Source organism: Caballeronia sp. Lep1P3 (genome assembly GCF_022879595.1).
Lineage (GTDB): Bacteria > Pseudomonadota > Gammaproteobacteria > Burkholderiales > Burkholderiaceae > Caballeronia.
Genome location: NZ_CP084265.1, coordinates 312,810 through 339,597 on the forward strand (window position 1 = coordinate 312,810; position 26,788 = coordinate 339,597).

General features: G+C 60.5%; 27 protein-coding genes and 1 tRNA gene. All 28 read left to right on the plus strand.

From position 1 onward, the window contains the following. Positions 1–58 precede the first annotated feature (58 nt). The 28 genes from tuf (LDZ27_RS01430) (at position 59) to rplX (ending at position 26,775) form a co-directional block, all read left to right on the plus strand. Positions 59–1,249: an elongation factor Tu gene (gene tuf / locus LDZ27_RS01430; protein ID WP_090541958.1), complete on the plus strand. Its 1,191-nt coding sequence runs from the start codon at positions 59–61 to the stop codon at positions 1,247–1,249. A 65-nt stretch (positions 1,250–1,314) separates the two neighbouring features. Then, positions 1,315–1,390 (plus strand) — tRNA-Trp (locus LDZ27_RS01435). 34 nt (positions 1,391–1,424) lie between these two features. Beyond that, positions 1,425–1,805 (plus strand): preprotein translocase subunit SecE, encoded by a 381-nt coding sequence (gene secE / locus LDZ27_RS01440; protein ID WP_244815008.1) that lies wholly within the window; start codon positions 1,425–1,427, stop codon positions 1,803–1,805. A gap of 1 nt (position 1,806) precedes the next feature. Beyond that, positions 1,807–2,364 carry a transcription termination/antitermination protein NusG gene (gene nusG / locus LDZ27_RS01445; RefSeq protein WP_244815009.1) on the plus strand — a complete coding sequence of 186 codons (558 nt, stop codon included), beginning with the start codon at positions 1,807–1,809 and terminating at the stop codon, positions 2,362–2,364. A 149-nt stretch (positions 2,365–2,513) separates the two neighbouring features. Continuing rightward, a complete protein-coding gene (gene rplK / locus LDZ27_RS01450; protein WP_008343796.1) occupies positions 2,514–2,945 on the plus strand; it encodes a 50S ribosomal protein L11 in 432 nt (143 codons plus the stop codon). Next, on the plus strand, positions 2,946–3,644 hold the full coding sequence (gene rplA, locus LDZ27_RS01455; RefSeq protein WP_244815010.1) for a 50S ribosomal protein L1: 699 nt from the start codon (positions 2,946–2,948) through the stop codon (positions 3,642–3,644). It abuts the gene before it with no gap. A gap of 299 nt (positions 3,645–3,943) precedes the next feature. Next, complete coding sequence (rplJ, locus tag LDZ27_RS01460) at positions 3,944–4,438, plus strand: 50S ribosomal protein L10 (RefSeq protein ID WP_040050478.1); 495 nt, start codon at positions 3,944–3,946, stop codon at positions 4,436–4,438. An 82-nt stretch (positions 4,439–4,520) separates the two neighbouring features. After that, entirely contained in the window at positions 4,521–4,895 is a 375-nt protein-coding gene (rplL, locus tag LDZ27_RS01465) for a 50S ribosomal protein L7/L12 (protein ID WP_244815011.1), read from the plus strand. Positions 4,896–5,263: 368 nt separating this feature from the next. Continuing rightward, the gene (gene rpoB / locus LDZ27_RS01470; protein WP_244815012.1) at positions 5,264–9,370 is read left to right on the plus strand and encodes a DNA-directed RNA polymerase subunit beta; all 4,107 of its coding nucleotides are present in this window, start codon (positions 5,264–5,266) and stop codon (positions 9,368–9,370) included. 21 nt (positions 9,371–9,391) lie between these two features. Then, positions 9,392–13,633, plus strand: a complete 4,242-nt coding sequence (gene rpoC / locus LDZ27_RS01475; RefSeq protein WP_244815013.1) for a DNA-directed RNA polymerase subunit beta' — start codon at positions 9,392–9,394, stop codon at positions 13,631–13,633. A 180-nt stretch (positions 13,634–13,813) separates the two neighbouring features. Next, positions 13,814–15,661 (plus strand): DNA helicase RecQ, encoded by a 1,848-nt coding sequence (gene recQ, locus LDZ27_RS01480; protein WP_244815014.1) that lies wholly within the window; start codon positions 13,814–13,816, stop codon positions 15,659–15,661. A 215-nt stretch (positions 15,662–15,876) separates the two neighbouring features. Further along, complete coding sequence (gene rpsL, locus LDZ27_RS01485; protein ID WP_006998493.1) at positions 15,877–16,257, plus strand: 30S ribosomal protein S12; 381 nt, start codon at positions 15,877–15,879, stop codon at positions 16,255–16,257. A 188-nt stretch (positions 16,258–16,445) separates the two neighbouring features. Further along, entirely contained in the window at positions 16,446–16,916 is a 471-nt protein-coding gene (gene rpsG / locus LDZ27_RS01490) for a 30S ribosomal protein S7 (protein ID WP_006053291.1), read from the plus strand. A 127-nt stretch (positions 16,917–17,043) separates the two neighbouring features. Beyond that, on the plus strand, positions 17,044–19,146 hold the full coding sequence (gene fusA / locus LDZ27_RS01495) for an elongation factor G (RefSeq protein ID WP_244815015.1): 2,103 nt from the start codon (positions 17,044–17,046) through the stop codon (positions 19,144–19,146). Positions 19,147–19,200: 54 nt separating this feature from the next. Further along, positions 19,201–20,391, plus strand: a complete 1,191-nt coding sequence (gene tuf, locus LDZ27_RS01500; protein WP_090541958.1) for an elongation factor Tu — start codon at positions 19,201–19,203, stop codon at positions 20,389–20,391. Positions 20,392–20,529: 138 nt separating this feature from the next. Further along, on the plus strand, positions 20,530–20,841 hold the full coding sequence (rpsJ, locus tag LDZ27_RS01505) for a 30S ribosomal protein S10 (RefSeq protein WP_006998489.1): 312 nt from the start codon (positions 20,530–20,532) through the stop codon (positions 20,839–20,841). 197 nt (positions 20,842–21,038) lie between these two features. Continuing rightward, a complete protein-coding gene (gene rplC, locus LDZ27_RS01510) occupies positions 21,039–21,698 on the plus strand; it encodes a 50S ribosomal protein L3 (protein WP_244815016.1) in 660 nt (219 codons plus the stop codon). Next, complete coding sequence (gene rplD / locus LDZ27_RS01515) at positions 21,698–22,318, plus strand: 50S ribosomal protein L4 (protein WP_244815017.1); 621 nt, start codon at positions 21,698–21,700, stop codon at positions 22,316–22,318. Before rplC ends, rplD begins: the two co-directional genes overlap by 1 nt. Beyond that, positions 22,315–22,629 (plus strand): 50S ribosomal protein L23, encoded by a 315-nt coding sequence (gene rplW, locus LDZ27_RS01520; protein WP_035967599.1) that lies wholly within the window; start codon positions 22,315–22,317, stop codon positions 22,627–22,629. Before rplD ends, rplW begins: the two co-directional genes overlap by 4 nt. A 2-nt stretch (positions 22,630–22,631) precedes the next feature. Continuing rightward, positions 22,632–23,459 (plus strand): 50S ribosomal protein L2, encoded by an 828-nt coding sequence (gene rplB, locus LDZ27_RS01525; RefSeq protein WP_061120223.1) that lies wholly within the window; start codon positions 22,632–22,634, stop codon positions 23,457–23,459. 10 nt (positions 23,460–23,469) lie between these two features. Then, complete coding sequence (gene rpsS / locus LDZ27_RS01530; protein ID WP_061138392.1) at positions 23,470–23,745, plus strand: 30S ribosomal protein S19; 276 nt, start codon at positions 23,470–23,472, stop codon at positions 23,743–23,745. Positions 23,746–23,757: 12 nt separating this feature from the next. Beyond that, the gene (rplV, locus tag LDZ27_RS01535) at positions 23,758–24,087 is read left to right on the plus strand and encodes a 50S ribosomal protein L22 (protein WP_007730533.1); all 330 of its coding nucleotides are present in this window, start codon (positions 23,758–23,760) and stop codon (positions 24,085–24,087) included. 11 nt (positions 24,088–24,098) lie between these two features. Beyond that, on the plus strand, positions 24,099–24,899 hold the full coding sequence (gene rpsC / locus LDZ27_RS01540; RefSeq protein ID WP_244815018.1) for a 30S ribosomal protein S3: 801 nt from the start codon (positions 24,099–24,101) through the stop codon (positions 24,897–24,899). Positions 24,900–24,901: 2 nt separating this feature from the next. After that, positions 24,902–25,318, plus strand: coding sequence for a 50S ribosomal protein L16 (gene rplP, locus LDZ27_RS01545; RefSeq protein WP_008343852.1), 417 nt, complete (start codon positions 24,902–24,904; stop codon positions 25,316–25,318). 10 nt (positions 25,319–25,328) lie between these two features. Continuing rightward, a complete protein-coding gene (gene rpmC / locus LDZ27_RS01550; protein ID WP_007180130.1) occupies positions 25,329–25,523 on the plus strand; it encodes a 50S ribosomal protein L29 in 195 nt (64 codons plus the stop codon). Further along, the gene (gene rpsQ, locus LDZ27_RS01555) at positions 25,520–25,792 is read left to right on the plus strand and encodes a 30S ribosomal protein S17 (protein WP_035933074.1); all 273 of its coding nucleotides are present in this window, start codon (positions 25,520–25,522) and stop codon (positions 25,790–25,792) included. Before rpmC ends, rpsQ begins: the two co-directional genes overlap by 4 nt. A gap of 296 nt (positions 25,793–26,088) precedes the next feature. Beyond that, positions 26,089–26,457, plus strand: coding sequence for a 50S ribosomal protein L14 (gene rplN, locus LDZ27_RS01560; protein ID WP_006998478.1), 369 nt, complete (start codon positions 26,089–26,091; stop codon positions 26,455–26,457). Between the two features lie 9 nt (positions 26,458–26,466). Continuing rightward, complete coding sequence (rplX, locus tag LDZ27_RS01565; protein ID WP_244815019.1) at positions 26,467–26,775, plus strand: 50S ribosomal protein L24; 309 nt, start codon at positions 26,467–26,469, stop codon at positions 26,773–26,775. The last annotated feature ends 13 nt before the right edge of the window (positions 26,776–26,788 follow it).

Genomic DNA, 26,788 nt, shown 5'->3' on the forward strand with positions numbered 1-26,788 from the left:
TTGGTGATGAGTAAGTTGCGCGCGGCGCAAGGTGCGAAAATCCTGTTAGGAGTCGAAAATGGCCAAAGGTAAATTCGAGCGGACCAAGCCGCACGTGAACGTGGGCACGATCGGTCACGTTGACCACGGCAAGACCACGCTGACGGCAGCGATCACGACGGTGCTGACGAAGAAGTTCGGCGGCGAAGCCAAGGCGTATGACCAGATCGACGCGGCGCCGGAAGAAAAGGCGCGCGGCATCACGATCAACACCGCGCACGTCGAGTACGAAACGGCTAACCGCCACTACGCACACGTCGACTGCCCGGGCCACGCCGACTACGTGAAGAACATGATCACGGGCGCCGCGCAGATGGACGGCGCGATCCTGGTGTGCTCGGCCGCTGACGGCCCGATGCCGCAAACGCGTGAGCACATCCTGCTGGCCCGTCAGGTTGGCGTGCCGTACATCATCGTGTTCCTGAACAAGTGCGACATGGTCGACGACGCCGAACTGCTCGAGCTCGTCGAAATGGAAGTGCGCGAACTTCTGTCGAAGTACGACTTCCCGGGCGACGACACGCCGATCATCAAGGGTTCGGCCAAGCTCGCGCTGGAAGGCGACACGGGCGAGCTGGGCGAAGTGGCGATCATGAACCTGGCCGACGCACTGGACACGTACATCCCGACGCCGGAGCGCGCAGTAGACGGCGCCTTCCTGATGCCGGTGGAAGACGTGTTCTCGATCTCGGGTCGCGGCACGGTGGTGACGGGGCGCGTCGAGCGCGGCGTGGTGAAGGTCGGCGAGGAAATCGAAATCGTCGGTATCAAGCCGACGGTGAAGACGACCTGCACGGGCGTGGAAATGTTCCGCAAGCTGCTGGACCAAGGTCAAGCGGGCGACAACGTCGGTATCCTGCTGCGCGGCACGAAGCGTGAAGACGTCGAGCGTGGCCAGGTGCTGGCCAAGCCGGGTTCGATCACGCCGCACACGCACTTCACCGCTGAAGTGTACGTGCTGAGCAAGGACGAAGGCGGCCGTCACACGCCGTTCTTCAACAACTACCGTCCGCAGTTCTACTTCCGTACGACGGACGTGACCGGCTCGATCGAGCTGCCGAAGGACAAGGAAATGGTGATGCCGGGCGACAACGTGTCGATCACGGTCAAGCTGATCGCCCCGATCGCCATGGAAGAAGGTCTGCGCTTCGCCATTCGTGAAGGCGGCCGTACCGTCGGCGCTGGTGTCGTTGCGAAGATTATCGAGTAAGAGCCAGAGATCTCTCGATAGTCTGTAGGTTTCGGGGTCGGCAAAACCGCCGGCCCCAATGGTTTAGGGGTATAGCTCAACTGGCAGAGCGTCGGTCTCCAAAACCGAAGGTTGGGGGTTCGATTCCCTCTGCCCCTGCCACATTCTTGCGCCAAGTGGCGCTGTTTAAGGTGTTATGGCGAATCCTTCCGTCGAAACTGTTAATACTTCCAGCGACAAGCTGATGTTGGCGGCTGGTGTATTGCTGGTCTTGGCCGGGTTCGTGGGTTTCTTCCTGCTCGCTGGTCAAGAGTGGTACATCCGCGGCGCGGCGCTTGCTGTCGGTGTTATCGCGGGTGTGGCTGTCGGTCTGTTTTCAGCACCTGGCAAGGGCTTCATCGCTTTCGCCAAAGACTCCTACAAAGAAGTTCGCAAGGTCGTCTGGCCGACTCGCAAAGAGGCGACGCAGACCACGCTTGTGGTTTTTGCGTTTGTGCTCATCATGGCCATCTTCCTTTGGCTTAGCGATAAGTCAATCGAGTGGGTGATTTTCTCGGCGATTCTGGGTTGGAAATGATATGAGCGATACTCCGACATCCCCGAGCGGAAAACGTTGGTATGTGGTGCACGCCTACTCCGGCATGGAGAAGAGCGTGCAACGTGCGCTTCAGGAGCGCATCGAGCGGGCTGGCATGCAAAACCAGTTCGGTCAAATTCTGGTCCCGACTGAAGAAGTGGTGGAAGTCAAGGGTGGCCACAAGTCGGTCACTGAACGTCGTTTCTTCCCGGGCTATGTCCTGGTTGAAATGGAAATGACGGATGAAACGTGGCATCTCGTGAAGAACACGGCCAAGGTGACGGGATTCGTGGGCGGTGCGCGGAACCGTCCGAGCCCCATCTCGCCGCGTGAAGTCGAGAAGATCATGTCGCAGATGCAGGAAGGCGTCGAGAAGCCGCGGCCGAAGACGCTCTTCGAGGTGGGCGAGATGGTCCGCGTGAAGGAAGGTCCGTTCACTGATTTCAACGGTAACGTCGAAGAAGTGAATTACGAAAAGTCCCGAGTTCGCGTGTCCGTCACGATTTTCGGCCGCTCGACCCCTGTCGAACTCGAGTTCGGGCAAGTCGAGAAGGTTTGATGTGGAATACGTCGCGTGAGCCTAAATCAGGTTCGCGCGATTCGCGCTTACGGTCCGCGTAACGGCCGTTGAGGAGCGTCAGTAGTCGTTTTCGTCGAACGCGCGCTATCACTCACCGAACGCTACGGCGTTCAGCAGAGGTTTTCAACATGGCAAAGAAAATCATCGGCTTTATCAAACTGCAGATTCCTGCAGGTAAAGCCAATCCGTCGCCGCCGGTCGGTCCGGCACTGGGCCAGCGCGGCCTGAACATCATGGAGTTCTGCAAGGCGTTCAACGCGCAGACTCAGGGCATGGAGCCGGGTCTGCCGGTGCCGGTCGTCATTACGGCATTCGCGGACAAGAGCTTCACGTTCATCATGAAGACCCCGCCGGCTACCGTTCTGATCAAGAAGGCAGCCGCAGTGCAAAAGGGTTCGAGCAAGCCGCATACCGATAAGGTCGGCAACATCACCCGCGCTCAAGCGGAAGAAATCGCAAAGACCAAGATGCCGGACCTTACGGCAGCTGATCTGGACGCAGCCGTGCGTACTATCGCCGGCAGCGCGCGTTCGATGGGTATCACTGTGGAGGGCGTGTAAATGGCTAAGCTTTCGAAGCGCCTTCAGGCATTCGCAAACAAGGTTGACCGTCAGAAGCTGTATCCGGTCGAAGACGCTCTCGCGCTCGTCAAGGAATGCGCAAGCGCGAAGTTTGACGAGTCGATCGACGTGGCTGTGCAGCTCGGCATCGACGCCAAGAAGTCGGACCAAGTGGTCCGCGGCTCCGTCGTTCTGCCGGCTGGTACCGGCAAGTCCGTGCGCGTGGCAGTGTTCGCCCAGGGCGACAAGGCCGAACAAGCGCGTGCCGCTGGCGCAGACGTGGTCGGTATGGAAGACCTGGCTGAGCAAGTGAAGGCTGGCAATCTGAATTTCGACGTCGTCATTGCTTCGCCGGACACGATGCGCGTTGTCGGTACGCTCGGTCAGATTCTTGGCCCGCGCGGCCTGATGCCGAACCCGAAGGTCGGCACCGTTACGCCGGACGTGGCGCAAGCCGTGAAGAACGCCAAGGCGGGTCAGGTGCAATTCCGCGTCGACAAGGCCGGTATCATCCACGGCACGATCGGCCGCGCGTCGTTCGAGCCGGCATCGCTGCGTCAGAACCTGTCGGCGCTCATCGAAGCGCTGAACAAGGCTAAGCCGGCGACGAGCAAGGGCGTGTACCTGCGCAAGATCGCTCTGTCCAGCACGATGGGCGTTGGCGTTCGCGTGGACCAATCCACGCTGGCGCAACAGTAAGAATTTCGGCGCGGTCTTCAAGACTGCGTCTTAAAGGGCTTTGGGCGGTTGTGCCGCGGCAGTCATGCGCGCAACCGGTTGTCAAAGACCGTTGGTGGCGGTGCAGCAGTTACGCACGGCCTTAATTCAAGCCAACGCAGATGGCGAACCCGAAACAGTTTTGCAGTGGTTGAAGTCGGTTGTCGATCATTCTTAGATGGTCACCGATCGATTGAAATACTCCTAACAGTCGGACGCCGTTGTCGAACGTGGTGCATGAGGGTTGGACACCCGAGTGCACCGAATCTGGAGGTTTAACCGTGCCACTGAACAAAGAAGATAAGCAGGCAGTCGTCGCTGAAGTCGCCGCGCAAGTCGCGAAGGCTCAGACGATGGTGCTCGCTGAGTATCGTGGGATCACGGTTGGCGATCTGACCAAGCTGCGCGCGAAAGCGCGTGAGCAACAGGTGTATCTGCGCGTGTTGAAGAACACGCTGGCGCGTCGCGCCGTGGAAGGTACCCCGTTCGCTCCGCTGGCTGAGCAGATGACCGGTCCTCTGATCTACGGCATCTCGGAAGATGCCATTGCCGCTGCCAAGGTCGTCAATGACTTCGGCAAAAGCAATGACAAGTTGATCATCAAGGCTGGTTCCTACGAAGGCAAGGTGATGGATAAGGCGGGCGTTCAGGCGCTGGCCAGCATCCCGAGCCGCGAAGAGCTGCTCTCCAAGCTGTTGTTCGTCATGCAAGCACCTGTTTCTGGCTTCGCGCGTGCCTTGGCCGCGCTGGCGGAGAAGCAAGGCGAAGCTGCGTAACGTCACGCTTGAGCCGCAGTTGCTCAGTTAGGTATTAGCTAGATCGCTAGCTCGATCCGAATTCAATTTAGGAGTATTTCAAATGGCAATCGCAAAAGAAGACATCCTGGAAGCCGTTGGCGCGATGTCGGTTCTGGAACTGAACGAGCTGGTCAAGGCGTTCGAAGAGAAGTTCGGCGTGTCGGCAGCTGCTGTTGCAGTCGCTGGCCCTGCAGGCGGCGGCGCTGCTGCTGCTGTTGAAGAGCAAACGGAATTCACCGTGAACTTGCTCGAAACGGGCGCGAACAAGGTTTCCGTGATTAAGGCAGTTCGCGAACTGACGGGTCTCGGCCTGAAGGAAGCGAAGGACCTGGTCGACGGCGCACCGAAGCCCATCAAGGAAGCGGTGCCCAAGGCTGCTGCTGAAGAAGCGAAGAAGAAGCTGGAAGACGCTGGCGCGAAGGCTGAAATCAAGTAAGTTTCATTGCGCTGTGCGAAGGCTGGCGGTTTTTCACCGCCGGCCTTTTTGTGCTTTGTGGGGACGCAGTTCTTGTGCTTGCCGGCAGGCACAATTGTTCCCGCAGAAGCCAAAGAGAACGGTCGGATCGGTAACCTCTTCCGGGTGTTCTCTTTGTCTTCTGAAGCGACTGCAGAAGGCAAGTTTGGTCGGGTAGCGGGAAACACAGGCATCCGCTGCCGTCAGCCAGCGGTTGGTAGCGGCCAACCACCAAGCTTCTAGACTCGCGCGTCCTCCCCGGACACTCCCGCGGGTCTCAGTCGGTGAACACCGGGCCGTGTCGTCGAGGTATCCCGCCTCGGTAACGCCCGCCGTGATTCGGAGATCGTATGCAATATTCCTTCACCGAGAAGAAGCGTATTCGCAAGAGTTTCGCGAAGCGCCCCATCGTTCACCAAGTTCCCTTTTTGCTGGCGACCCAGCTTGAATCATTCCAGACGTTTCTGCAAGCGGATACGTCTTCCTCGCAGCGCAAGGCAGAAGGCCTGCAGGCTGCGTTCACCTCTGTTTTCCCGATCGTTTCGCACAACGGCTTCGCTCGCCTCGAATTCGTGAGCTACATGCTGTCGCCGCCCGCATTCAACATCAAGGAATGCCAGCAGCGCGGCTTGACGTACTGCTCCGCGCTGCGTGCGAAGGTCCGTCTCGTTCTTCTCGACAAGGAATCGCCGAGCAAGCCCGTCGTCAAGGAAGTCAAGGAACAGGAAGTCTACATGGGCGAAATTCCGCTCATGACGCCGACGGGTTCTTTCGTCATCAACGGTACGGAGCGCGTGATTGTGTCGCAGCTCCACCGTTCGCCTGGCGTGTTCTTCGAGCACGACAAGGGCAAGACGCATAGCTCGGGCAAGCTGCTCTTCTCGGCTCGGATCATTCCTTACCGCGGCTCGTGGCTCGACTTCGAATTCGACCCGAAGGACGTGCTGTACTTCCGCGTCGACCGTCGTCGCAAGATGCCGGTCACGATTCTGCTGAAGGCCATCGGTCTGTCGCCGGAACAGATCCTCGCGAACTTCTTCGTGTTCGACAACTTCGCGCTCATGAGCGAAGGCGCGCAAATGGAATTCGTGCCGGAGCGCCTGCGCGGTGAAGTCGCGCGCTTCGACATTCAGGATCGCGAAGGCAACGTCATCGTCACGAAGGACAAGCGGATCAACGCGAAGCACATTCGCGATCTCGAAAACGCCAAGACGAAGTACATCTCCGTGCCCGAGGAGTATCTGCTCGGCCGCGTGCTGGCGAAGAACGTCATCGATCCGGACACGGGCGAAGTGATCGCCAACGCGAACGAGGAAATCACCGAAACGGTCCTCGAAAAGCTGCGCGAAGCGAAGGTCAAGGACATCCAGACGCTCTACACGAACGATCTGGATCAGGGTCCGTACATCTCGTCGACGCTGCGTATCGACGAAACCGCCGACAAGATGGCCGCGCGCATCGCAATCTATCGCATGATGCGTCCGGGCGAGCCGCCGACCGAAGAAGCGGTCGAGGCGCTGTTCAACCGTCTGTTCTACAGCGAAGACGCATACGACCTGTCGAAGGTCGGCCGCATGAAGTTCAACCGCCGCGTGGGTCGCGACGAAATCATCGGACCGATGACGCTGCAGGACGACGACATCCTCGCGACCATCAAGATTCTCGTTGAATTGCGTAACGGCAAGGGCGAAGTGGACGACATCGACCACTTGGGCAATCGTCGCGTGCGTTGCGTCGGTGAATTGGCGGAAAACCAGTTCCGCGCGGGTCTCGTGCGTGTCGAGCGTGCAGTGAAGGAACGTCTCGGCCAGGCCGAAAGCGAAAACCTGATGCCGCACGACCTGATCAATTCGAAGCCGATTTCGTCGGCCATTCGCGAGTTCTTCGGTTCGTCGCAGCTTTCGCAGTTCATGGACCAGACCAACCCGCTGTCGGAAATCACGCACAAGCGCCGTGTTTCCGCACTCGGGCCGGGCGGTTTGACGCGCGAGCGCGCGGGCTTCGAAGTTCGCGACGTGCATCCGACGCACTATGGCCGCGTGTGCCCGATTGAAACGCCGGAAGGTCCGAACATCGGCCTGATCAACTCGCTGGCGCTCTACGCGCACCTGAACGAATACGGCTTTCTCGAAACGCCGTATCGCAAGGTCGTGGACAGCAAGGTCACGGACCAGATCGACTACCTGTCGGCAATCGAAGAAGGCCGCTACGTGATCGCGCAGGCGAACGCGGCCGTGGCGGAAGATGGTTCGCTGACCGACGAACTCGTGTCGTCGCGTGAAGCGGGCGAAACGTTGATGGTCACGCCGGACCGCATCCAGTACATGGACGTGGCGCCGTCGCAGATCGTGTCGGTGGCGGCATCGCTGATTCCGTTCCTCGAGCACGACGACGCGAACCGCGCGTTGATGGGCTCGAACATGCAGCGTCAGGCCGTGCCGTGTCTGCGTCCGGAGAAGCCGGTGGTCGGTACGGGTATCGAACGCACGGTCGCGGTCGACTCGGGCACGACGGTTCAGGCGATGCGCGGCGGTGTGGTGGATTACGTCGACGCGGGCCGTATCGTGATTCGCGTGAACGACGATGAAGCCGTCGCCGGCGATGTGGGCGTGGACATCTACAACCTCATCAAGTACACGCGTTCGAACCAGAACACGAACATCAACCAGCGTCCGATCGCGAAGATGGGCGACAAGGTCTCGCGCGGCGACGTACTGGCCGACGGCGCCTCGACGGACCTGGGCGAGCTTGCGCTCGGCCAGAACATGCTGGTCGCGTTCATGCCGTGGAACGGCTACAACTTCGAAGACTCGATCCTGATCTCGGAAAAGGTCGTGGCAGATGACCGTTATACGTCGATCCACATCGAAGAACTGAACGTCGTCGCTCGCGACACGAAGCTCGGACCGGAAGAAATCACGCGCGACATCTCGAACCTCGCGGAAGTGCAGCTTGGCCGTCTCGACGAGTCCGGCATCGTGTACATCGGCGCGGAAGTCGAAGCGGGCGACGTGCTCGTCGGCAAGGTCACGCCGAAGGGCGAAACCCAGCTGACGCCGGAAGAAAAGCTGCTGCGCGCGATCTTCGGTGAGAAGGCGTCGGACGTGAAGGACACGTCGCTGCGCGTGCCGTCGGGCATGAGCGGCACGGTCATCGACGTTCAGGTGTTCACGCGCGAAGGCATCACGCGTGACAAGCGCGCGCAACAGATCATCGACGACGAACTGAAGCGTTATCGCCTCGATTTGAACGACCAGCTGCGCATCGTGGAAGGCGACGCGTTCTCGCGTCTCGCACGTATGCTGAACGGCAAGGTCGCGAACGGCGGTCCGAAGAAGCTCGCGAAGGGCACGAAGATCGACCTCGCGTACCTCGAAGATCTCGACCACTACCACTGGTTCGACATCCGCCTCGCGGACGAAGAAGCAGCGGCTCAGCTGGAAGCCATCAAGGACTCGATCGAGCAGAAGCGTCACCAGTTCGACCTCGCGTTCGAAGAGAAGCGCAAGAAGCTCACGCAGGGCGACGAACTGCCGCCGGGCGTGCTGAAGATGGTCAAGGTGTACCTCGCGGTCAAGCGTCGTCTGCAGCCTGGCGACAAGATGGCGGGTCGTCACGGTAACAAGGGTGTCGTGTCGAAGATCGTGCCGATCGAAGACATGCCGTACATGGCCGATGGCCGTCCGGCCGACGTCGTGCTCAATCCGCTCGGTGTGCCGTCGCGGATGAACGTGGGTCAGATTCTCGAAGTGCACCTGGGCTGGGCCGCGAAGGGCCTCGGCTGGCGCATCGGCGAGATGATGCAGCGTCAGGCGAGGATCGAAGAACTGCGTCAGTTCCTCACGCAGATCTACAACGAATCGGGCCGCAAGGAAGAGCTGGAAGGCTTCTCCGACGACGAAATCGTCGAACTCGCGAAGAATCTGCGCGAAGGCGTGCCGTTCGCGACGCCGGTGTTCGACGGCGCGACGGAAGACGAAATGTCGCGCGCGCTGAATCTGGCCTACCCGGACGACGTGGCTCGGAACCTCGGCATGAACGCGTCGAAGAATCAGGTCCAGCTTCACGACGGCCGCACGGGTGAACCGTTCGAGCGCAAGGTCACGGTCGGCTACATGCACTACCTGAAGCTGCACCACTTGGTCGACGACAAGATGCACGCGCGTTCGACCGGCCCGTACTCGCTCGTCACGCAGCAGCCGCTGGGTGGTAAGGCGCAGTTCGGTGGCCAGCGTTTCGGTGAAATGGAAGTGTGGGCGCTCGAGGCGTATGGCGCATCGTATGTGCTGCAGGAAATGCTGACGGTCAAGTCGGACGACGTGACGGGCCGGACGAAGGTTTATGAGAACCTCGTCAAGGGCGATCACGTGATCGATGCGGGCATGCCGGAATCCTTCAACGTGTTGGTGAAGGAAATCCGCTCGCTCGGCATCGACATCGATCTCGACCGCAACTAATCGGACTACGGAGAGAAAGCAATGAAAGCTCTGCTCGATCTATTCAAGCAAGTCCAACAAGAAGAAGTCTTTGATGCGATCAAGATCGGCCTCGCGTCGCCCGACAAGATCCGTTCGTGGTCGTTCGGCGAAGTGAAGAAGCCGGAGACCATCAACTACCGCACGTTCAAGCCGGAGCGGGATGGTCTGTTTTGCGCGAAGATTTTCGGGCCGATCAAGGACTACGAGTGCCTGTGCGGCAAGTACAAGCGCCTGAAGCATCGTGGCGTGATCTGCGAAAAGTGCGGCGTCGAAGTGACGTTGGCAAAGGTGCGTCGCGAGCGCATGGGCCACATCGAGCTGGCCTCGCCGGTCGCGCACATCTGGTTCCTGAAGTCGCTGCCGTCGCGTCTGGGCATGGTGCTCGACATGACGTTGCGCGACATCGAGCGCGTGCTGTACTTCGAAGCCTATGTGGTGATCGATCCGGGCATGACGCCGCTGAAAGCGCGGCAGATCATGACGGAAGAGGATTACTACAACAAGGTCGAAGAGTACGGTGACGAGTTCCGCGCCGAAATGGGCGCGGAAGGCGTGCGCGAACTGCTGCGTTCGATCAACATCGACGAGCAAGTCGAGATGCTGCGTACCGAACTCAAGAACACGGGTTCGGAAGCGAAGATCAAGAAGTACGCGAAGCGCCTGAAAGTGCTCGAGGCATTCCAGCGTTCGGGCATCAAGCCTGACTGGATGGTGCTCGAAGTGCTGCCGGTTCTGCCGCCGGAACTGCGTCCGCTGGTGCCGCTGGACGGCGGCCGCTTCGCGACGTCGGACCTGAACGACCTGTATCGCCGCGTGATCAACCGTAACAACCGGTTGAAGCGTCTGCTCGAACTGAAGGCGCCTGAGATCATCGTTCGCAACGAAAAGCGGATGCTGCAGGAAGCCGTCGATTCGCTGCTCGACAATGGTCGTCGCGGCAAGGCGATGACCGGCGCGAACAAGCGTCCGCTGAAGTCGCTCGCCGACATGATCAAGGGTAAGGGCGGTCGTTTCCGTCAGAACCTGTTGGGTAAGCGCGTCGACTATTCGGGCCGTTCGGTGATCGTGGTCGGCCCGACGCTCAAGCTGCATCAGTGCGGTCTGCCGAAGCTGATGGCGCTCGAACTGTTCAAGCCGTTCATCTTCAACAAGCTGGAAGTGATGGGCGTCGCGACGACCATCAAGGCTGCGAAGAAGGAAGTCGAGAATCAGACGCCGGTGGTGTGGGACATTCTCGAAGAAGTCATTCGCGAACATCCGGTCATGCTGAACCGCGCGCCTACTCTTCACCGTCTCGGCATTCAGGCTTTCGAGCCGGTGCTGATCGAAGGCAAGGCGATCCAGCTGCACCCGCTCGTCTGCGCGGCGTTCAACGCCGACTTCGACGGTGACCAGATGGCCGTCCACGTTCCGCTGTCGCTCGAAGCGCAGATGGAAGCGCGCACGCTGATGCTGGCGTCGAACAACGTCCTGTTCCCGGCCAACGGCGATCCGTCGATCGTGCCGTCGCAGGATATCGTGCTCGGCCTGTACTACGCGTCGCGTGAAGCGATCAACGGCAAGGGCGAAGGCCTCACGTTCACGGGCGTGTCGGAAGTGATCCGCGCGTATGAGAACAAGGAAGTCGAGCTGGCTTCGCGGGTCAACGTGCGTATCACCGAAATGGTGGCGAACGAAGACCAGAGCGAAGGCGCGCCGAAGTTCGTGCCGAAGATCACGCTGTACCCCACGACGGTCGGCCGCTCGATTCTCTCGGAAATTCTGCCGCCGGGCCTGCCGTTCTCGGTGCTGAACAAGCCGCTGAAGAAGAAGGAAATTTCGCGCCTCATCAACACGGCGTTCCGCAAGTGCGGTCTGCGCGAAACGGTGATCTTCGCCGACCAGTTGATGCAGATGGGCTTCCGTCTCGCAACGCGCGCCGGTATCTCGATCTGCGTGGACGACATGCTCGTGCCGCCGCAGAAAGAGACGATCGTCGGCGACGCCGCGAAGAAGGTGAAGGAATACGACCGTCAGTACATGTCGGGTCTCGTCACCGCGCAGGAACGCTACAACAACGTGGTCGACATCTGGTCGGCGACGTCGGAAAGCGTCGGCAAGGCGATGATGGAGCAGCTCGCGACGGAGCCGGTCGTGGATCGCGACGGCAACGAGACGAAGCAGGAGTCGTTCAACTCCATCTACATGATGGCCGACTCGGGCGCGCGCGGTTCCGCGGTGCAGATTCGTCAGCTCGCCGGTATGCGCGGCCTGATGGCGAAGCCGGACGGCTCGATCATCGAGACGCCGATTACCGCGAACTTCCGCGAAGGGCTGAACGTGTTGCAGTACTTCATCTCGACGCACGGTGCTCGTAAGGGTCTGGCGGACACGGCGCTGAAGACCGCGAACTCGGGTTACCTGACGCGTCGTCTCGTCGACGTGACGCAGGATCTGGTCGTCGTCGAAGACGACTGCGGCACGTCGAACGGCGTGGCGATGAAGGCGTTGGTCGAAGGCGGTGAAGTGGTCGAAGCGCTGCGTGACCGTATTCTCGGTCGCGTCGCGGTGGCCGACGTCGTCAACCCGGAGTCGCAGGAAACGCTGTACGCATCGGGCGATCTGCTCGACGAAGACGCGGTGGAAAACATCGAGCGCCTCGGTATCGACGAAGTGCGCGTGCGCACGCCGCTGACCTGCGAGACGCGTTACGGCCTGTGCGCTGCCTGCTACGGCCGCGACCTGGGCCGTGGCTCGCGCGTGAACGTCGGCGAAGCGGTCGGCGTGATCGCGGCGCAGTCGATCGGCGAACCGGGCACGCAGCTCACGATGCGTACTTTCCACATCGGTGGTGCGGCGTCGCGTGCGGCGGTGGCATCGACGGTGGAAGCGAAGAGCAACGGTACGGTGCGTTTCACGGCCACGATGCGCTACGTCACCAACGCGAAGGGCGAGCAGGTCGTCATTTCGCGTTCGGGCGAGGCGATCATCGCGGACGACTTCGGTCGCGAGCGTGAGCGTCACAAAGTGCCGTATGGCGCAACGCTGCTGCAACTCGACGGCGCGACCATCAAGGCCGGCGCGCAACTCGCGCAATGGGACCCGCTGACGCGTCCGATCATCACCGAGTGGGGCGGTACGGTGAAGTTCGAGAACGTCGAGGAAGGCGTGACGGTCGCGAAGCAGATCGACGACGTGACGGGTCTTTCGACGCTCGTCGTGATCGATGCGAAGCGTCGCGGTTCGCAGGCTGGCAAGAGCGTGCGTCCGCAGGTGAAGCTGCTCGACGCGAACGGCGAGGAAGTGAAGATCCCGAACACCGAACATTCGGTGCAGATCGGCTTCCAGGTCGGCGCACTGATCACCGTGAAGGATGGTCAGCAAGTGCAGGTCGGTGAAGTGCTGGCACGTATCCCGGTTGAAGCGCAGAAGACGCGCGACATTACCGGTGGTCTGCCGCGCGTGGCCGAACTGTTCGAAGCGCGCTCGCCGAAGGACGCCGGCATTCTCGCGGAAGTCACGGGCACGACGTCGTTCGGTAAGGACACGAAAGGCAAGCAGCGTCTCGTCATCACGGACCTCGAGGGCAATCAGCACGAGTTCCTGATCGCGAAGGAAAAGCAGGTTCTGGTGCACGATGGTCAGGTCGTCAACAAGGGCGAAATGATCGTGGACGGTCCTGCCGATCCGCACGACATCCTGCGTCTGCAGGGTATCGAGGCGTTGTCGCGCTACATCGTGGACGAAGTGCAGGACGTGTACCGTCTGCAAGGCGTGAAGATCAACGACAAGCACATCGAAGTGATCGTGCGTCAGATGCTTCGCCGCGTGCAGATCGTCGATAACGGCGATACGCGTTTCATTCCTGGCGAACAAGTCGAGCGTTCGGACATGCTCGACGAGAACGACAAGATGATCGCGGAAGACAAGCGTCCGGCGACCTACGAGAACGTGCTGCTCGGTATCACGAAGGCTTCGCTCTCGACCGATTCGTTCATCTCGGCGGCGTCGTTCCAGGAAACGACCCGCGTGCTGACCGAAGCGGCGATCATGGGCAAGCGCGACGATCTGCGCGGTCTGAAGGAAAACGTGATCGTCGGCCGTCTGATTCCGGCGGGTACCGGTCTCGCGTTCCACAAGGCGCGCAAGACCAAGGAATCGGCGGATCGCGAGCGCTTCGACCAGATCGCTGCCGAAGAGGCATTCGATTTCGGTACGCCGGAAACCCCGGCAACGGAGCAGCAGCCGCATACCAACGAGTAAGCGAGCGTCTTTCGCTGGCAGCACCTCAAACCGCCCGGCCTCGACCGGGCGGTTTTTTTTCGCCCATTCTTTCCGATTCAAGCCTCCGCCGAATGGCCGACACCGCGCCGCGCGCGTGGGCGCGCGCGCTTGCGTTGATAGAATTCGGTATCTCCCACGCCGCAGTTCGTGCTCGTCTCTATGTCCCGTCCGCTAGAAATCCTCAACGAAGTTTTCGGCTATCCGGCTTTTCGCGGGCAGCAGGCGGAGATCGTCGAACACGTCGCGAACGGCGGCGATTCGCTCGTTCTCATGCCGACGGGCGGCGGGAAATCGCTGTGCTATCAGATTCCGTCGCTGGTGCGCAAGGAGGCGGGCTTCGGCGCGGGAATCGTCGTGTCGCCGTTGATCGCGCTGATGCAGGATCAGGTCGCGGCGCTCACCGAAGTCGGCGTGCGCGCCGCGTATCTCAATTCGACGCTATCGGGCGCGGAAGCCGCAGCGACCGAGCGCGCGCTGCGCAACGGCACAATCGATCTGCTGTACGTGGCGCCCGAGCGGTTGATGACGCCGCGGTTCCTCGATCTCCTCGAAAGCTCGCCGGTCGGCCTCTTCGCGATCGACGAGGCGCACTGCGTTTCACAGTGGGGCCACGATTTCCGGCCGGAGTACATCCAGCTTTCCGTGCTGCACGAGCGCTTTCCGAACGTGCCGCGCATCGCGCTGACGGCCACGGCGGACGCGATCACGCGCGATGAAATCGTGCATCGGCTGGCGCTGGACGATGCGCGCATCTTCGTATCGAGTTTCGATCGGCCCAATATCCGTTACCGGATCGTCGAGAAGGACAACGCACGCTCGCAACTGCTCGATTTCATCCGCGCCGAACATACGAACAAGGACGGCACGACGGACGCGGGCGTCGTGTATTGCCTCTCGCGACGCAAGGTGGGAGAGACCGCCGACTGGCTCAAAGGGCAGGGCGTTCGCGCGCTGCCGTATCACGCCGGCATGGAGTTCGAAACGCGTCAGAAGCATCAGGAGATGTTCCAGCGCGAGGAAGGCATCGTGATGTGCGCGACGATTGCGTTCGGCATGGGCATCGACAAGCCCGACGTGCGCTTCGTCGCGCATCTGGATTTGCCGAAGAGCGTGGAAGGCTATTACCAGGAGACCGGCCGCGCGGGCCGCGACGGTATGCCGGCGAATGCGTGGATGGCCTATGGCCTCGGGGACGTCGTTCAGCAACGCAAGATGATCGACGAATCCGACGCCGACGATGCCCACAAGCGCGTCCAGACCGGCAAGCTGGACGCGCTGCTCGGCCTGTGCGAAGCCGCGACGTGTCGCCGCGTGCGCCTGCTCGCCTACTTCGGCGAGACGAGCAAGCCGTGCGGCAACTGCGATACGTGTCTGGAGCCGCCCGCGTCGTGGGACGCGACGCGCGAGGCGCAAATGGCGCTGTCGTGTGTGTATCGCGCGCAGAAGGCGAGCGGTTTTCACTTCGGCGCGGGGCATCTGATCGACATCCTTCGAGGAACACGGAGCGAGAAGGTCTTGCAGCGCGGGCACGACAAGCTGTCGACGTTCGGCGTCGGCGCGAGCTTGTCCGAGCCGGAGTGGCGCGCGGTGTTTCGTCAACTGGTCGCGTTCGGCTTTCTCGCCGTCGACCACGACGGGTTCGGCGCGCTCGTCCTTACGGATGCCAGCAAGCCGGTGCTGAAAGGCGAAGAGCGCGTCACGCTGCGCAAATACGTGAAGCCCGTGCGCGCGCGCCAGTCGTCCGGACGAACCGGCGAACGCGCCGATCCGACGGCGGGCATGTCGCCGCGCGAGAAAGCGCGCTGGGACCGCTTGCGGACGTGGCGCGCGGAAACGGCCAAGAGCGACGGCGTGCCCGCATATGTCATTTTCCACGACGCCACGCTCGCGGAAATCGCGCGCAGCGATCCCGACACCATCGACGACTTGCGCCACATTCCGGGCATCGGCGTGCGCAAACTCGAGCGTTTCGGCGACGAACTGATCGACGTCGTCGGCGCGGAATGACGTTGCGCCGGCGACCGCGGCATTAATTCACGCAACGTATTGACCCGATTGGCATTTCCGGAATATCATGCTAGGTTCTCGTGCTTGGCCCAGTTTCGGATCTCGCCTACGGCGTTTCATCCAGGCCCGAGTCATCCACGAGAAGGTTAGAAGTGCGATTCCTACGCTTTGCCCGTTGGAGTCGCGCCGATTTTGTTCATTTCTAGGATCAAACGATGCCAACCATCAATCAACTGGTTCGCAAAGGCCGCGCGTCGGAAACGACGAAGAGCAAGTCGCCGGCCCTGCAGGACTGCCCGCAGCGTCGCGGCGTGTGCACCCGCGTGTACACGACGACGCCGAAAAAGCCGAACTCGGCACTTCGTAAGGTCGCGAAGGTTCGCCTCACGAACGGCTTCGAAGTCATTTCGTACATCGGTGGTGAAGGCCACAACCTGCAAGAACACTCGGTCGTGCTGATTCGCGGCGGCCGTGTGAAGGACTTGCCGGGTGTGCGTTACCACATGGTCCGCGGCTCGCTGGATACCCAGGGCGTCAAGGATCGTAAGCAGGCTCGCTCGAAGTACGGTGCGAAGCGTGCCAAGGCCGGCAAGTAAGTAGCCGGTCGAGCAGTCGAAGCAGTTTCAGGTCGCCGCAAGGCGGTTAAGGCGGTGGTGCCGGAAGTGCCGGTGCTATCGAGTAAGTGGTCACCCGGCCAAGCTGGTTTAGTCGAATAGATGGATCGGGTTAGTTGGTGGCCGCGGAGCCGGAAAATGGCTCCAACTGAAAAAGTAAAGGAAGAATCATGCCGCGTCGTCGCGAAGTCCCCAAGCGGGAAGTGTTGCCGGATCCGAAATTCGGCAACGTAGATGTAGCCAAGTTCATGAACGTGCTGATGCTCTCGGGCAAGAAGTCGGTTGCCGAGCGTATCGTGTACGGCGCTTTTGAGCAGATCCAGACCAAGGGTGGCAAGGACCCGCTGGAAGTGTTCACGGTTGCGCTCAACAACGTGAAGCCGGTGGTCGAAGTGAAGAGCCGTCGCGTTGGTGGTGCGAACTATCAAGTTCCGGTCGAAGTGCGTCCGTCGCGTCGTATGGCATTGGCGATGCGTTGGTTGCGCGAAGCCGCGAAGAAGCGCAGCGAAAAGTCGATGGCCCTGCGCCTCGCAGGTGAACTCTCCGAAGCGGCTGAAGGCCGTGGTGGCGCAATGAAGAAGCGCGACGAAGTTCACCGCATGGCAGAAGCCAACAAGGCATTCTCGCACTTCCGTTTCTAAGCTCCCGCTCGTAGGGCAAACGGAAAAATCAGGGCGGGTGCGCTGTGTTTGGCGCCTCGCCCGTTTGTGTTAGGGCGCTGCCGGTTCATTTCGATGACTGGCGCGTCGACCGAATAAAGGATCCAAAGTGGCTCGCAAGACACCTATCGAGCGCTACCGCAACATCGGTATTAGCGCTCACATCGACGCCGGCAAGACGACGACGACCGAGCGCATCCTGTTCTACACGGGCGTGAACCACAAGATCGGTGAAGTTCACGACGGCGCAGCAACGATGGACTGGATGGAGCAGGAGCAGGAGCGCGGCATCACCATCACGTCCGCTGCTACGACCGCTTTCTGGAAGGGCATGGGCGGCAACTACCCCGAGCACCGCATCAACATCATCGACACGCCGGGACACGTCGACTTCACGATCGAAGTGGAGCGCTCGATGCGCGTCCTCGACGGCGCGTGCATGGTCTACTGCGCGGTCGGCGGCGTTCAGCCGCAGTCGGAAACCGTGTGGCGTCAGGCGAACAAGTACAAGGTTCCCCGCCTCGCGTTCGTCAACAAGATGGACCGTACCGGCGCGAACTTCTTCAAGGTCTACGACCAGCTGAAGACGCGCCTGAAGGCGAATCCGGTACCCGTCGTCGTGCCGATCGGCTCGGAAGAGAACTTCAAGGGCGTCGTCGATCTGCTGAAGATGAAGGCGATCATTTGGGACGAGGCCTCGCAAGGCACGAAGTTCGACTACGTCGACATCCCGGCTGAACTGGTCGACTCGTGCAACGAGTGGCGCGAGAAGATGATCGAATCGGCTGCCGAAGCCAGCGAAGAGCTGATGGAAAAGTACCTCGGCGGCGAAGAGCTGAGCGAAGCGGAAATCGTCAAGGCGATCCGCGACCGGACCATCGCGTGCGAAATCCAGCCGATGCTGTGCGGCACCGCGTTCAAGAACAAGGGCGTGCAGCGCATGCTCGACGCCGTCATCGACTTCCTGCCGTCGCCGGTCGACATTCCCCCGGTCACGGGCGAACTCGAGAGCGGTGAAAAGGGTGAGCGTCGCGCAGCCGACGACGAAAAGTTCGCGGCGCTGGCGTTCAAGATCATGACCGACCCGTTCGTCGGCCAGCTGATCTTCTTCCGCGTGTACTCGGGTATCGTAAATTCGGGCGACACCATCCTGAACGCGACCAAGGACAAGAAGGAACGTCTGGGTCGTATTCTGCAGATGCACGCGAATCAGCGCGAAGAAATCAAGGAAGTGCGCGCGGGCGACATCGCTGCAGCCGTCGGCCTGAAGGAAGCGACCACGGGCGACACGCTGTGCGATCCGCAAAGCCCGATCGTGCTCGAACGCATGGTTTTCCCGGAGCCGGTGATTTCGCAGGCCGTCGAGCCGAAGACGAAGCCCGACCAGGAAAAAATGGGTCTGGCGCTGAACCGTCTCGCACAGGAAGATCCGTCGTTCCGCGTTCAGACGGACGAGGAATCGGGCCAAACCATTATTTCGGGTATGGGCGAGCTGCACCTGGAAATTCTGGTTGACCGTATGAAGCGCGAATTCGGCGTGGAAGCAACGGTCGGCAAGCCGCAGGTTGCTTACCGCGAAACGATCCGCGGCACGGCGGCGGACGTCGACGGCAAGTTCGTCAAGCAGTCGGGTGGTCGCGGCCAGTACGGTCACGCGGTCATCACGCTTGAGCCGAACGAGCAGGGCAAGGGCTACGAGTTCCTGGACGAGATCAAGGGCGGTGTGATCCCGCGCGAGTACATCCCGGCAGTGGACAAGGGCATCCAGGAAACGCTGAAGTCGGGCGTGCTGGCTGGCTTCCCGGTCGTGGACGTGAAGGTTCACCTGACGTTCGGTTCGTACCACGACGTCGACTCGAACGAAAACGCGTTCCGTATGGCCGGCTCGATGGCCTTCAAGGAAGCAATGCGCAAGGCAAGCCCGGTCATCCTCGAACCGATGATGGCCGTGGAAGTCGAGACGCCTGAAGACTACATGGGCAACGTGATGGGCGATCTGTCCAGCCGTCGCGGCATCGTCCAGGGCATGGAAGACATGATCGGCGGTGGCAAGATCGTCCGTGCGGAAGTTCCGCTGTCGGAAATGTTCGGCTACTCGACGTCGCTGCGTTCGGCGACGCAAGGCCGTGCAACGTACACGATGGAGTTCAAGCACTACGCCGAAGCTCCGCGTAACGTCGCCGAGGCGATCATCAACGCCAAGGGCAAGTAATTCGGCGCAAGCCACAAGCTTTAACCGATAACCAAACTCTGAAAGAAGGTAATCATGGCAAAAGGTAAATTCGAGCGGACCAAGCCGCACGTGAACGTGGGCACGATCGGTCACGTTGACCACGGCAAGACCACGCTGACGGCAGCGATCACGACGGTGCTGACGAAGAAGTTCGGCGGCGAAGCCAAGGCGTATGACCAGATCGACGCGGCGCCGGAAGAAAAGGCGCGCGGCATCACGATCAACACCGCGCACGTCGAGTACGAAACGGCTAACCGCCACTACGCACACGTCGACTGCCCGGGCCACGCCGACTACGTGAAGAACATGATCACGGGCGCCGCGCAGATGGACGGCGCGATCCTGGTGTGCTCGGCCGCTGACGGCCCGATGCCGCAAACGCGTGAGCACATCCTGCTGGCCCGTCAGGTTGGCGTGCCGTACATCATCGTGTTCCTGAACAAGTGCGACATGGTCGACGACGCCGAACTGCTCGAGCTCGTCGAAATGGAAGTGCGCGAACTTCTGTCGAAGTACGACTTCCCGGGCGACGACACGCCGATCATCAAGGGTTCGGCCAAGCTCGCGCTGGAAGGCGACACGGGCGAGCTGGGCGAAGTGGCGATCATGAACCTGGCCGACGCACTGGACACGTACATCCCGACGCCGGAGCGCGCAGTAGACGGCGCCTTCCTGATGCCGGTGGAAGACGTGTTCTCGATCTCGGGTCGCGGCACGGTGGTGACGGGGCGCGTCGAGCGCGGCGTGGTGAAGGTCGGCGAGGAAATCGAAATCGTCGGTATCAAGCCGACGGTGAAGACGACCTGCACGGGCGTGGAAATGTTCCGCAAGCTGCTGGACCAAGGTCAAGCGGGCGACAACGTCGGTATCCTGCTGCGCGGCACGAAGCGTGAAGACGTCGAGCGTGGCCAGGTGCTGGCCAAGCCGGGTTCGATCACGCCGCACACGCACTTCACCGCTGAAGTGTACGTGCTGAGCAAGGACGAAGGCGGCCGTCACACGCCGTTCTTCAACAACTACCGTCCGCAGTTCTACTTCCGTACGACGGACGTGACCGGCTCGATCGAGCTGCCGAAGGACAAGGAAATGGTGATGCCGGGCGACAACGTGTCGATCACGGTCAAGCTGATCGCCCCGATCGCCATGGAAGAAGGTCTGCGCTTCGCCATTCGTGAAGGCGGCCGTACCGTCGGCGCTGGTGTCGTTGCGAAGATTATCGAGTAAAATCTCGGGCTTGCTTTGCAGTAGCAGCACAGCAGTAATGTGACCGGGGCCGGGTGTTCGCCCTCCGCGAATGCCTGGTCCCTCGCTCTTTTGCCAATCGGCGGCGCAATACCGCCTCGCTCTTTTCAAGGAATCGTCATGCAGAACCAGAAAATCCGTATTCGTCTGAAGGCTTTCGACTATCGCCTGATCGATCAATCGGCAGCCGAGATCGTCGATACGGCGAAGCGGACTGGCGCGATCGTCCGTGGCCCGGTGCCGCTGCCGACGCGTATTCAGCGTTTTGACATCCTGCGTTCGCCGCACGTCAACAAGACGTCGCGCGACCAGCTCGAAATTCGCACGCACCAACGCCTGATGGACATCGTCGATCCGACGGACAAGACGGTCGACGCGCTGATGAAGCTCGATCTGCCCGCTGGCGTGGACGTCGAAATCAAGCTGCAGTAAGCCTTAAAGCTCCGCTGGTGCGCCAGTCGGAGCTAAGTCTTTGATTGCTTGCAGAATTCGAAAAGCCTTGTTATACTTCAAGGCTTTTCGCGCCTATGCACACGCAAAGGCGCAAGAATAGCCGACCCAGTTTCTCGTAACGAAGCCGGCATTTGTAAATCAGCCCCGACCAATCGCAGTCGGGAATGGAGAAAACGATGAGCCTTGGACTCGTAGGTCGCAAGGTTGGCATGACCCGTATCTTCACGCCTGAAGGGGACTCGATCCCCGTCACCGTGCTGGACGTGTCGGACAACCGCGTGACGCAGATCAAGACCGTTGAAACGGATGGTTATACCGCCGTTCAGGTTGCATTCGGTACTCGCCGCGCTTCGCGCGTGACGAAGCCGCTGGCGGGTCATCTCGCCAAAGCCGGCGTTCAAGCTGGCGAAATCCTCAAGGAATTCCACGTCGATACGGCTAAGGCAGGTGAACTGTCGAATGGCGCCGTGGTCGGTACGGATATCTTTGAAGTAGGCCAAAAGGTCGATGTGCAAGGTACGTCGATCGGTAAGGGCTACGCCGGTACCATCAAGCGTTACAACTTCGCATCTGGCCGCGCATCCCACGGTAACTCGCGTTCGCACAACGTTCCGGGTTCGATCGGTATGGCGCAAGATCCGGGTCGCGTGTTCCCGGGCAAGCGCATGACGGGTCACATGGGTGACGAGACCGTCACGGTCCAGAATCTCGAAATCGCCCGCATCGACGCTGAGCGCAATCTGCTGCTCGTCCGCGGCGCTGTTCCGGGTGCGAAGGGCGGCAAGGTCTTCGTGACTCCGGCCGTCAAGACGCGTGCTGCGAAAGGAGCGAAATAATGGAACTCAAGCTCCTGAATGCTAATGGTCAGGAAGGTGCTGGCGTAACCGCATCGGACGTCGTGTTCGGTCGCGATTACAACGAAGCCCTGATTCACCAGGTCGTCGTCGCTTATCAAGCGAACGCACGTAGCGGCAATCGCGCGCAGAAGGACCGCGAGCAGGTCAAGCACACTACCAAGAAGCCGTGGCGTCAGAAGGGTACGGGCCGCGCTCGTGCCGGTATGTCGTCGAGCCCGTTGTGGCGTGGCGGTGGTCGCATTTTCCCGAACTCGCCGGAAGAAAACTTTTCGCACAAGGTCAACAAGAAGATGCATCGCGCGGGTCTCCGCTCGATCTTCTCGCAGTTGGCTCGCGAAGGCCGTATCTCGGTGGTGGAAGAGCTGACGCTCGAAGCGCCGAAGACCAAGCTGTTGGCCGAAAAATTCAAGGCGATGGGTCTCGATTCCGTGTTGGTGATCACCGATACGGTCGACGAGAACCTGTACCTCGCGTCGCGCAATCTGGCCAATGTGGCCGTTGTCGAGCCGCGTTACGCCGACCCGCTCTCGCTGATCTACTTCAAGAAGATCCTGATCACGAAGGCTGCGGTCGCTCAGATCGAGGAGTTGCTGTCATGAGCGAAGTTCGCAAAAACGATCATCGTTTGATGCAAGTTCTGCTCGCGCCGGTGATCTCCGAAAAGGCGACGCTGGTTGCCGACAAGAACGAACAAGTCGTGTTCGAAGTCGCGCCGGACGCCACGAAGCAGGAAGTCAAGGCTGCTGTCGAGCTGCTGTTCAAGGTCGAAGTCAATTCCGTCAACGTGCTCGTCACGAAGGGCAAGGCAAAGCGCTTTGGCCGCTTCAACGGCAAGCGCAAGGACGTGAAGAAGGCTTACGTCTGCCTGAAGCCCGGCCAGGAAATCAACTTTGAAGCGGAGGCCAAGTAATCATGGCAATCGTGAAAGTTAAGCCGACCTCGCCGGGTCGCCGCGCGATGGTCAAGATCGTCAACAAGGATCTGCACAAGGGCAAGCCGCATGCAGCGCTGCTCGACTCGCAATCCAAGTCGGCGGGCCGTAACAACAACGGCCGTATCACCACGCGTCACCAGGGTGGCGGTCACAAGCAGCACTACCGTATCGTCGATTTCCGTCGCAACAAGGACGGCATCCCGGCGAAGGTCGAGCGTCTCGAGTACGACCCGAACCGTAGCGCGAACATCGCGCTGGTTCTGTACGCAGACGGCGAGCGCCGTTACATCATCGCGCCGAAGGGCGTGGCGGTTGGCGCGCAGCTGATGTCCGGCTCCGAAGCGCCGATCCGCGCGGGCAACACGCTGCCGATCCGCAACATCCCGGTCGGTACGACGATCCACTGCATCGAAATGTTGCCGGGCAAGGGCGCGCAGATCGCGCGTTCGGCTGGCACGTCGGCGATGCTGCTGGCTCGCGAAGGCGTCTACGCGCAGGTTCGCCTGCGTTCGGGCGAAATCCGCCGCGTGCACGTCGAGTGCCGCGCGACGATCGGTGAAGTGGGTAACGAAGAGCACAGCCTCCGTCAGATCGGTAAGGCCGGCGCGAACCGCTGGCGCGGTATCCGTCCGACGGTGCGAGGCGTTGCGATGAACCCGATCGATCACCCGCACGGTGGTGGTGAAGGCCGCACGGCTGCAGGTCGCGATCCGGTGAGCCCGTGGGGCACGCCGACGAAGGGCTACCGCACCCGCAGCAATAAGCGCACGACGACGATGATCGTCCAGCGCCGTCACAAGCGTTAAGGAGTAGGCAATGACACGTTCTGCTAAAAAAGGTCCGTTCTGCGACGCTCATTTGCTGAAGAAAGTTGAGACGGCTGCGTCCACGCGTGACAAGAAGCCGATCAAGACCTGGTCGCGTCGTTCGACGATTCTGCCGGACTTCATCGGTCTGACGATCGCCGTCCATAACGGCCGTCAGCACGTTCCGGTGTACGTCACGGAAAACATGGTCGGCCACAAGCTTGGCGAGTTCGCACTGACCCGCACGTTCAAGGGTCACGCGGCCGACAAGAAGGCCAAGAAATAAGGGGCTATCAAGATGGAAGTGAAAGCAATTCATCGCGGTGCCCGCATCTCGGCGCAGAAAACGCGCCTTGTGGCTGACCAGATTCGTGGTTTGCCGGTCGACAAGGCGCTGAACGTTCTGACGTTCTCGCCGAAGAAGGCGGCGGGTATCGTCAAGAAGGTCGTGCTGTCTGCGATCGCGAATGCGGAACACAACGAAGGCGCCGATATCGACGAGCTCAAGATCACGAGCATCTACGTCGACAAGGCAGCTTCGCTGAAGCGTTTTACCGCACGCGCCAAGGGTCGCGGTAACCGCATCGAGAAGCAATCCTGTCACATCACTGTGACGGTCGGGAATTAAGGAGCCATACGATGGGACAGAAAATTCATCCGACTGGCTTCCGTTTGGCCGTCAGCCGCAATTGGGCTTCGCGCTGGTACGCGAACAACAACAATTTCGCGGCGATGTTGCAGGAAGACATCGGTGTTCGTGAATACCTGAAGAAGAAGCTGAAGAACGCGTCCGTCGGCCGCGTTGTGATCGAGCGTCCTGCAAAGAACGCGCGCATCACGATTTTCAGCTCGCGTCCGGGCGTGGTGATCGGCAAGAAGGGCGAGGACATCGAGTCGCTCAAGGCCGAACTGCAGAAGCGCATGGGCGTTCCGGTTCACGTCAACATCGAAGAGATCCGCAAGCCGGAAACCGATGCTCAACTGATCGCCGATTCCATCACGCAGCAGCTCGAGCGCCGGATCATGTTCCGCCGCGCGATGAAGCGCGCGATGCAAAACGCGATGCGTCTTGGCGCCCAGGGCATCAAGATCATGAGCGCGGGCCGTCTGAACGGTATCGAAATCGCTCGTACCGAGTGGTATCGCGAAGGTCGCGTGCCGCTTCATACGCTGCGTGCCGATATCGACTACGCGACGTCCGAAGCGAAGACCACCTACGGCATCATCGGCGTGAAGGTGTGGGTCTACAAGGGCGACACCCTCGGCCGCAATGAAGCGCCGGTAGTGGAAGAAGTCGCGGAAGAAAAGCGTCCGCGTCGCAACGCACGTCCGGGTGGCGATCGCCGTCCGCGTCGTGACGGTGAAGGCGCGCCGGCTGGTGCACGCCGCGGTGGTCCCCGTCGTGGCGGCGCTGGCGGTGACGCGAAGAGTGGAGAATAACGATGCTGCAACCGAAACGCAGAAAGTATCGCAAAGAGCAGAAGGGTCGTAACACCGGCAAGGCGACGCGCGGCAACGCAGTGTCGTTCGGTGAATATGGTCTGAAGGCTATCGGTCGCGGCCGTTTGACCGCGCGTCAAATCGAAGCGGCGCGTCGTGCAATGACCCGTCACATCAAGCGTGGCGGCCGGATCTGGATCCGCATTTTCCCGGACAAGCCGATTTCGCAGAAGCCGGCCGAAGTGCGTATGGGTAACGGTAAGGGTAACCCGGAGTACTACGTCGCTGAAATTCAACCGGGCAAGATGCTGTACGAAATGGACGGTGTCTCCGAAGAACTGGCGCGCGAAGCGTTCCGTCTGGCTGCAGCCAAGCTGCCGCTCAAGACGAACTTCGTCGTTCGTCAGCTCGGCGCCTAAGGAGTAAACGATGAAGGCATCTGAACTTCACCAGAAGGACCAGGCCGCGCTCAACAAGGAGCTGTCGGACCTGCTGAAGGCGCAATTCGGCCTGCGCATGCAACTCGCGACCCAGCAGCTCACGAACACGAGCCAGCTGAAGAAGGTTCGTCGCGACATCGCACGTGTGCGGACTGTCCTGACTGAAAAGGCGAACCAGAAATGAACGATAGCGTAAAAACCTCGCTCAAGCGGACGCTGGTCGGCAAGGTCGTCAGCAACAAGATGGACAAGACGGTTACCGTGCTGGTCGAGCACCGCGTGAAGCATCCGATCTACGGCAAGTACGTCGTGCGCTCCAAGAAGTACCACGCGCATGACGACGCGAACACGTACAACGAAGGCGATCTCGTCGAGATCCAGGAAACTCGTCCGATTTCGAAGACGAAGGCCTGGGTTGTGTCGAAGCTGCTCGAAGCCGCTCGCGTGATCTGAAGCAGCAGTACCGCGATGCAGTATGTCGAAGTGTCGCAGTAAGTTTCGCTTGCAAGACCGAGATTATTTGTTATAATCTCGGTCTTCCCTCTTTGTGGGAGCCCCGTCGCGGGCGAAACTGGTGGGGGAAGCCGGTTCAGGCGCCAGCCTGTATCGACAGATTCACCGGATTGCGATGGCGGGTTTCGTCTGCCCTCGCTGCCTGTTCTAACCCAAGCAGCCGATTGGCTGACGGGACCAAGACTGACCGGATGTGCCATGGTGGTGCGACCGGATTAAGTTGGGAAAGATAAACCATGATCCAGACCGAAACTCGGCTTGAAGTGGCCGACAACACGGGTGCGCGTGAAGTCATGTGCATCAAGGTGCTCGGCGGTTCGAAGCGTCGTTACGCTAGCATTGGCGACATCATCAAGGTGACCGTCAAGGAAGCGACGCCGCGCGGACGCGTGAAGAAGGGCGAAATTTACAACGCCGTGGTCGTTCGCACGGCCAAGGGCGTGCGTCGCCAGGATGGCTCGCTGATCAAGTTCGACGGCAATGCTGCTGTCCTCTTGAATACGAAGCTCGAGCCGATCGGCACGCGTATTTTCGGGCCGGTGACGCGTGAACTGCGTAGCGAACGATTCATGAAGATCGTTTCGCTCGCGCCGGAAGTGCTGTAAGGAGTCGCGATGAACAAGATTCGCAAGGGTGACGAAGTCATCGTCATCACCGGCAAGGACAAGGGCAAGCGCGGCACCGTGCTGGTCGTTGATGGCGAGCGTGTCACCGTCGAGGGCATCAACCTCGTCAAGAAGCACGTGAAGCCGAACCCGATGAAGGGTACGACGGGCGGTGTGGAAGCCAAAACGATGCCGCTGCATATTTCGAACGTCGCATTGGTCGACGCGAACGGCAAGGCATCGCGCGTTGGCATCAAGGTCGAAGACGGCAAGAAGGTTCGCTTCTTGAAGTCGACCGGCGCCACGTTGAACGCCTGACGCGGAGTTAAAA

Coding starts and splice junctions, on each gene's coding strand:
- tuf (WP_090541958.1), top strand. CDS start 59: ATGGCCAAAGGTAAATTCGAGCGGACCAAGCCGCACGTGAACGTGGGC.
- secE (WP_244815008.1), top strand. CDS start 1,425: ATGGCGAATCCTTCCGTCGAAACTGTTAATACTTCCAGCGACAAGCTG.
- nusG (WP_244815009.1), top strand. CDS start 1,807: ATGAGCGATACTCCGACATCCCCGAGCGGAAAACGTTGGTATGTGGTG.
- rplK (WP_008343796.1), top strand. CDS start 2,514: ATGGCAAAGAAAATCATCGGCTTTATCAAACTGCAGATTCCTGCAGGT.
- rplA (WP_244815010.1), top strand. CDS start 2,946: ATGGCTAAGCTTTCGAAGCGCCTTCAGGCATTCGCAAACAAGGTTGAC.
- rplL (WP_244815011.1), top strand. CDS start 4,521: ATGGCAATCGCAAAAGAAGACATCCTGGAAGCCGTTGGCGCGATGTCG.
- rpoB (WP_244815012.1), top strand. CDS start 5,264: ATGCAATATTCCTTCACCGAGAAGAAGCGTATTCGCAAGAGTTTCGCG.
- rpoC (WP_244815013.1), top strand. CDS start 9,392: ATGAAAGCTCTGCTCGATCTATTCAAGCAAGTCCAACAAGAAGAAGTC.
- recQ (WP_244815014.1), top strand. CDS start 13,814: ATGTCCCGTCCGCTAGAAATCCTCAACGAAGTTTTCGGCTATCCGGCT.
- rpsL (WP_006998493.1), top strand. CDS start 15,877: ATGCCAACCATCAATCAACTGGTTCGCAAAGGCCGCGCGTCGGAAACG.
- rpsG (WP_006053291.1), top strand. CDS start 16,446: ATGCCGCGTCGTCGCGAAGTCCCCAAGCGGGAAGTGTTGCCGGATCCG.
- tuf (WP_090541958.1), top strand. CDS start 19,201: ATGGCAAAAGGTAAATTCGAGCGGACCAAGCCGCACGTGAACGTGGGC.
- rpsJ (WP_006998489.1), top strand. CDS start 20,530: ATGCAGAACCAGAAAATCCGTATTCGTCTGAAGGCTTTCGACTATCGC.
- rplC (WP_244815016.1), top strand. CDS start 21,039: ATGAGCCTTGGACTCGTAGGTCGCAAGGTTGGCATGACCCGTATCTTC.
- rplD (WP_244815017.1), top strand. CDS start 21,698: ATGGAACTCAAGCTCCTGAATGCTAATGGTCAGGAAGGTGCTGGCGTA.
- rplW (WP_035967599.1), top strand. CDS start 22,315: ATGAGCGAAGTTCGCAAAAACGATCATCGTTTGATGCAAGTTCTGCTC.
- rplB (WP_061120223.1), top strand. CDS start 22,632: ATGGCAATCGTGAAAGTTAAGCCGACCTCGCCGGGTCGCCGCGCGATG.
- rpsS (WP_061138392.1), top strand. CDS start 23,470: ATGACACGTTCTGCTAAAAAAGGTCCGTTCTGCGACGCTCATTTGCTG.
- rplV (WP_007730533.1), top strand. CDS start 23,758: ATGGAAGTGAAAGCAATTCATCGCGGTGCCCGCATCTCGGCGCAGAAA.
- rpsC (WP_244815018.1), top strand. CDS start 24,099: ATGGGACAGAAAATTCATCCGACTGGCTTCCGTTTGGCCGTCAGCCGC.
- rplP (WP_008343852.1), top strand. CDS start 24,902: ATGCTGCAACCGAAACGCAGAAAGTATCGCAAAGAGCAGAAGGGTCGT.
- rpmC (WP_007180130.1), top strand. CDS start 25,329: ATGAAGGCATCTGAACTTCACCAGAAGGACCAGGCCGCGCTCAACAAG.
- rpsQ (WP_035933074.1), top strand. CDS start 25,520: ATGAACGATAGCGTAAAAACCTCGCTCAAGCGGACGCTGGTCGGCAAG.
- rplN (WP_006998478.1), top strand. CDS start 26,089: ATGATCCAGACCGAAACTCGGCTTGAAGTGGCCGACAACACGGGTGCG.
- rplX (WP_244815019.1), top strand. CDS start 26,467: ATGAACAAGATTCGCAAGGGTGACGAAGTCATCGTCATCACCGGCAAG.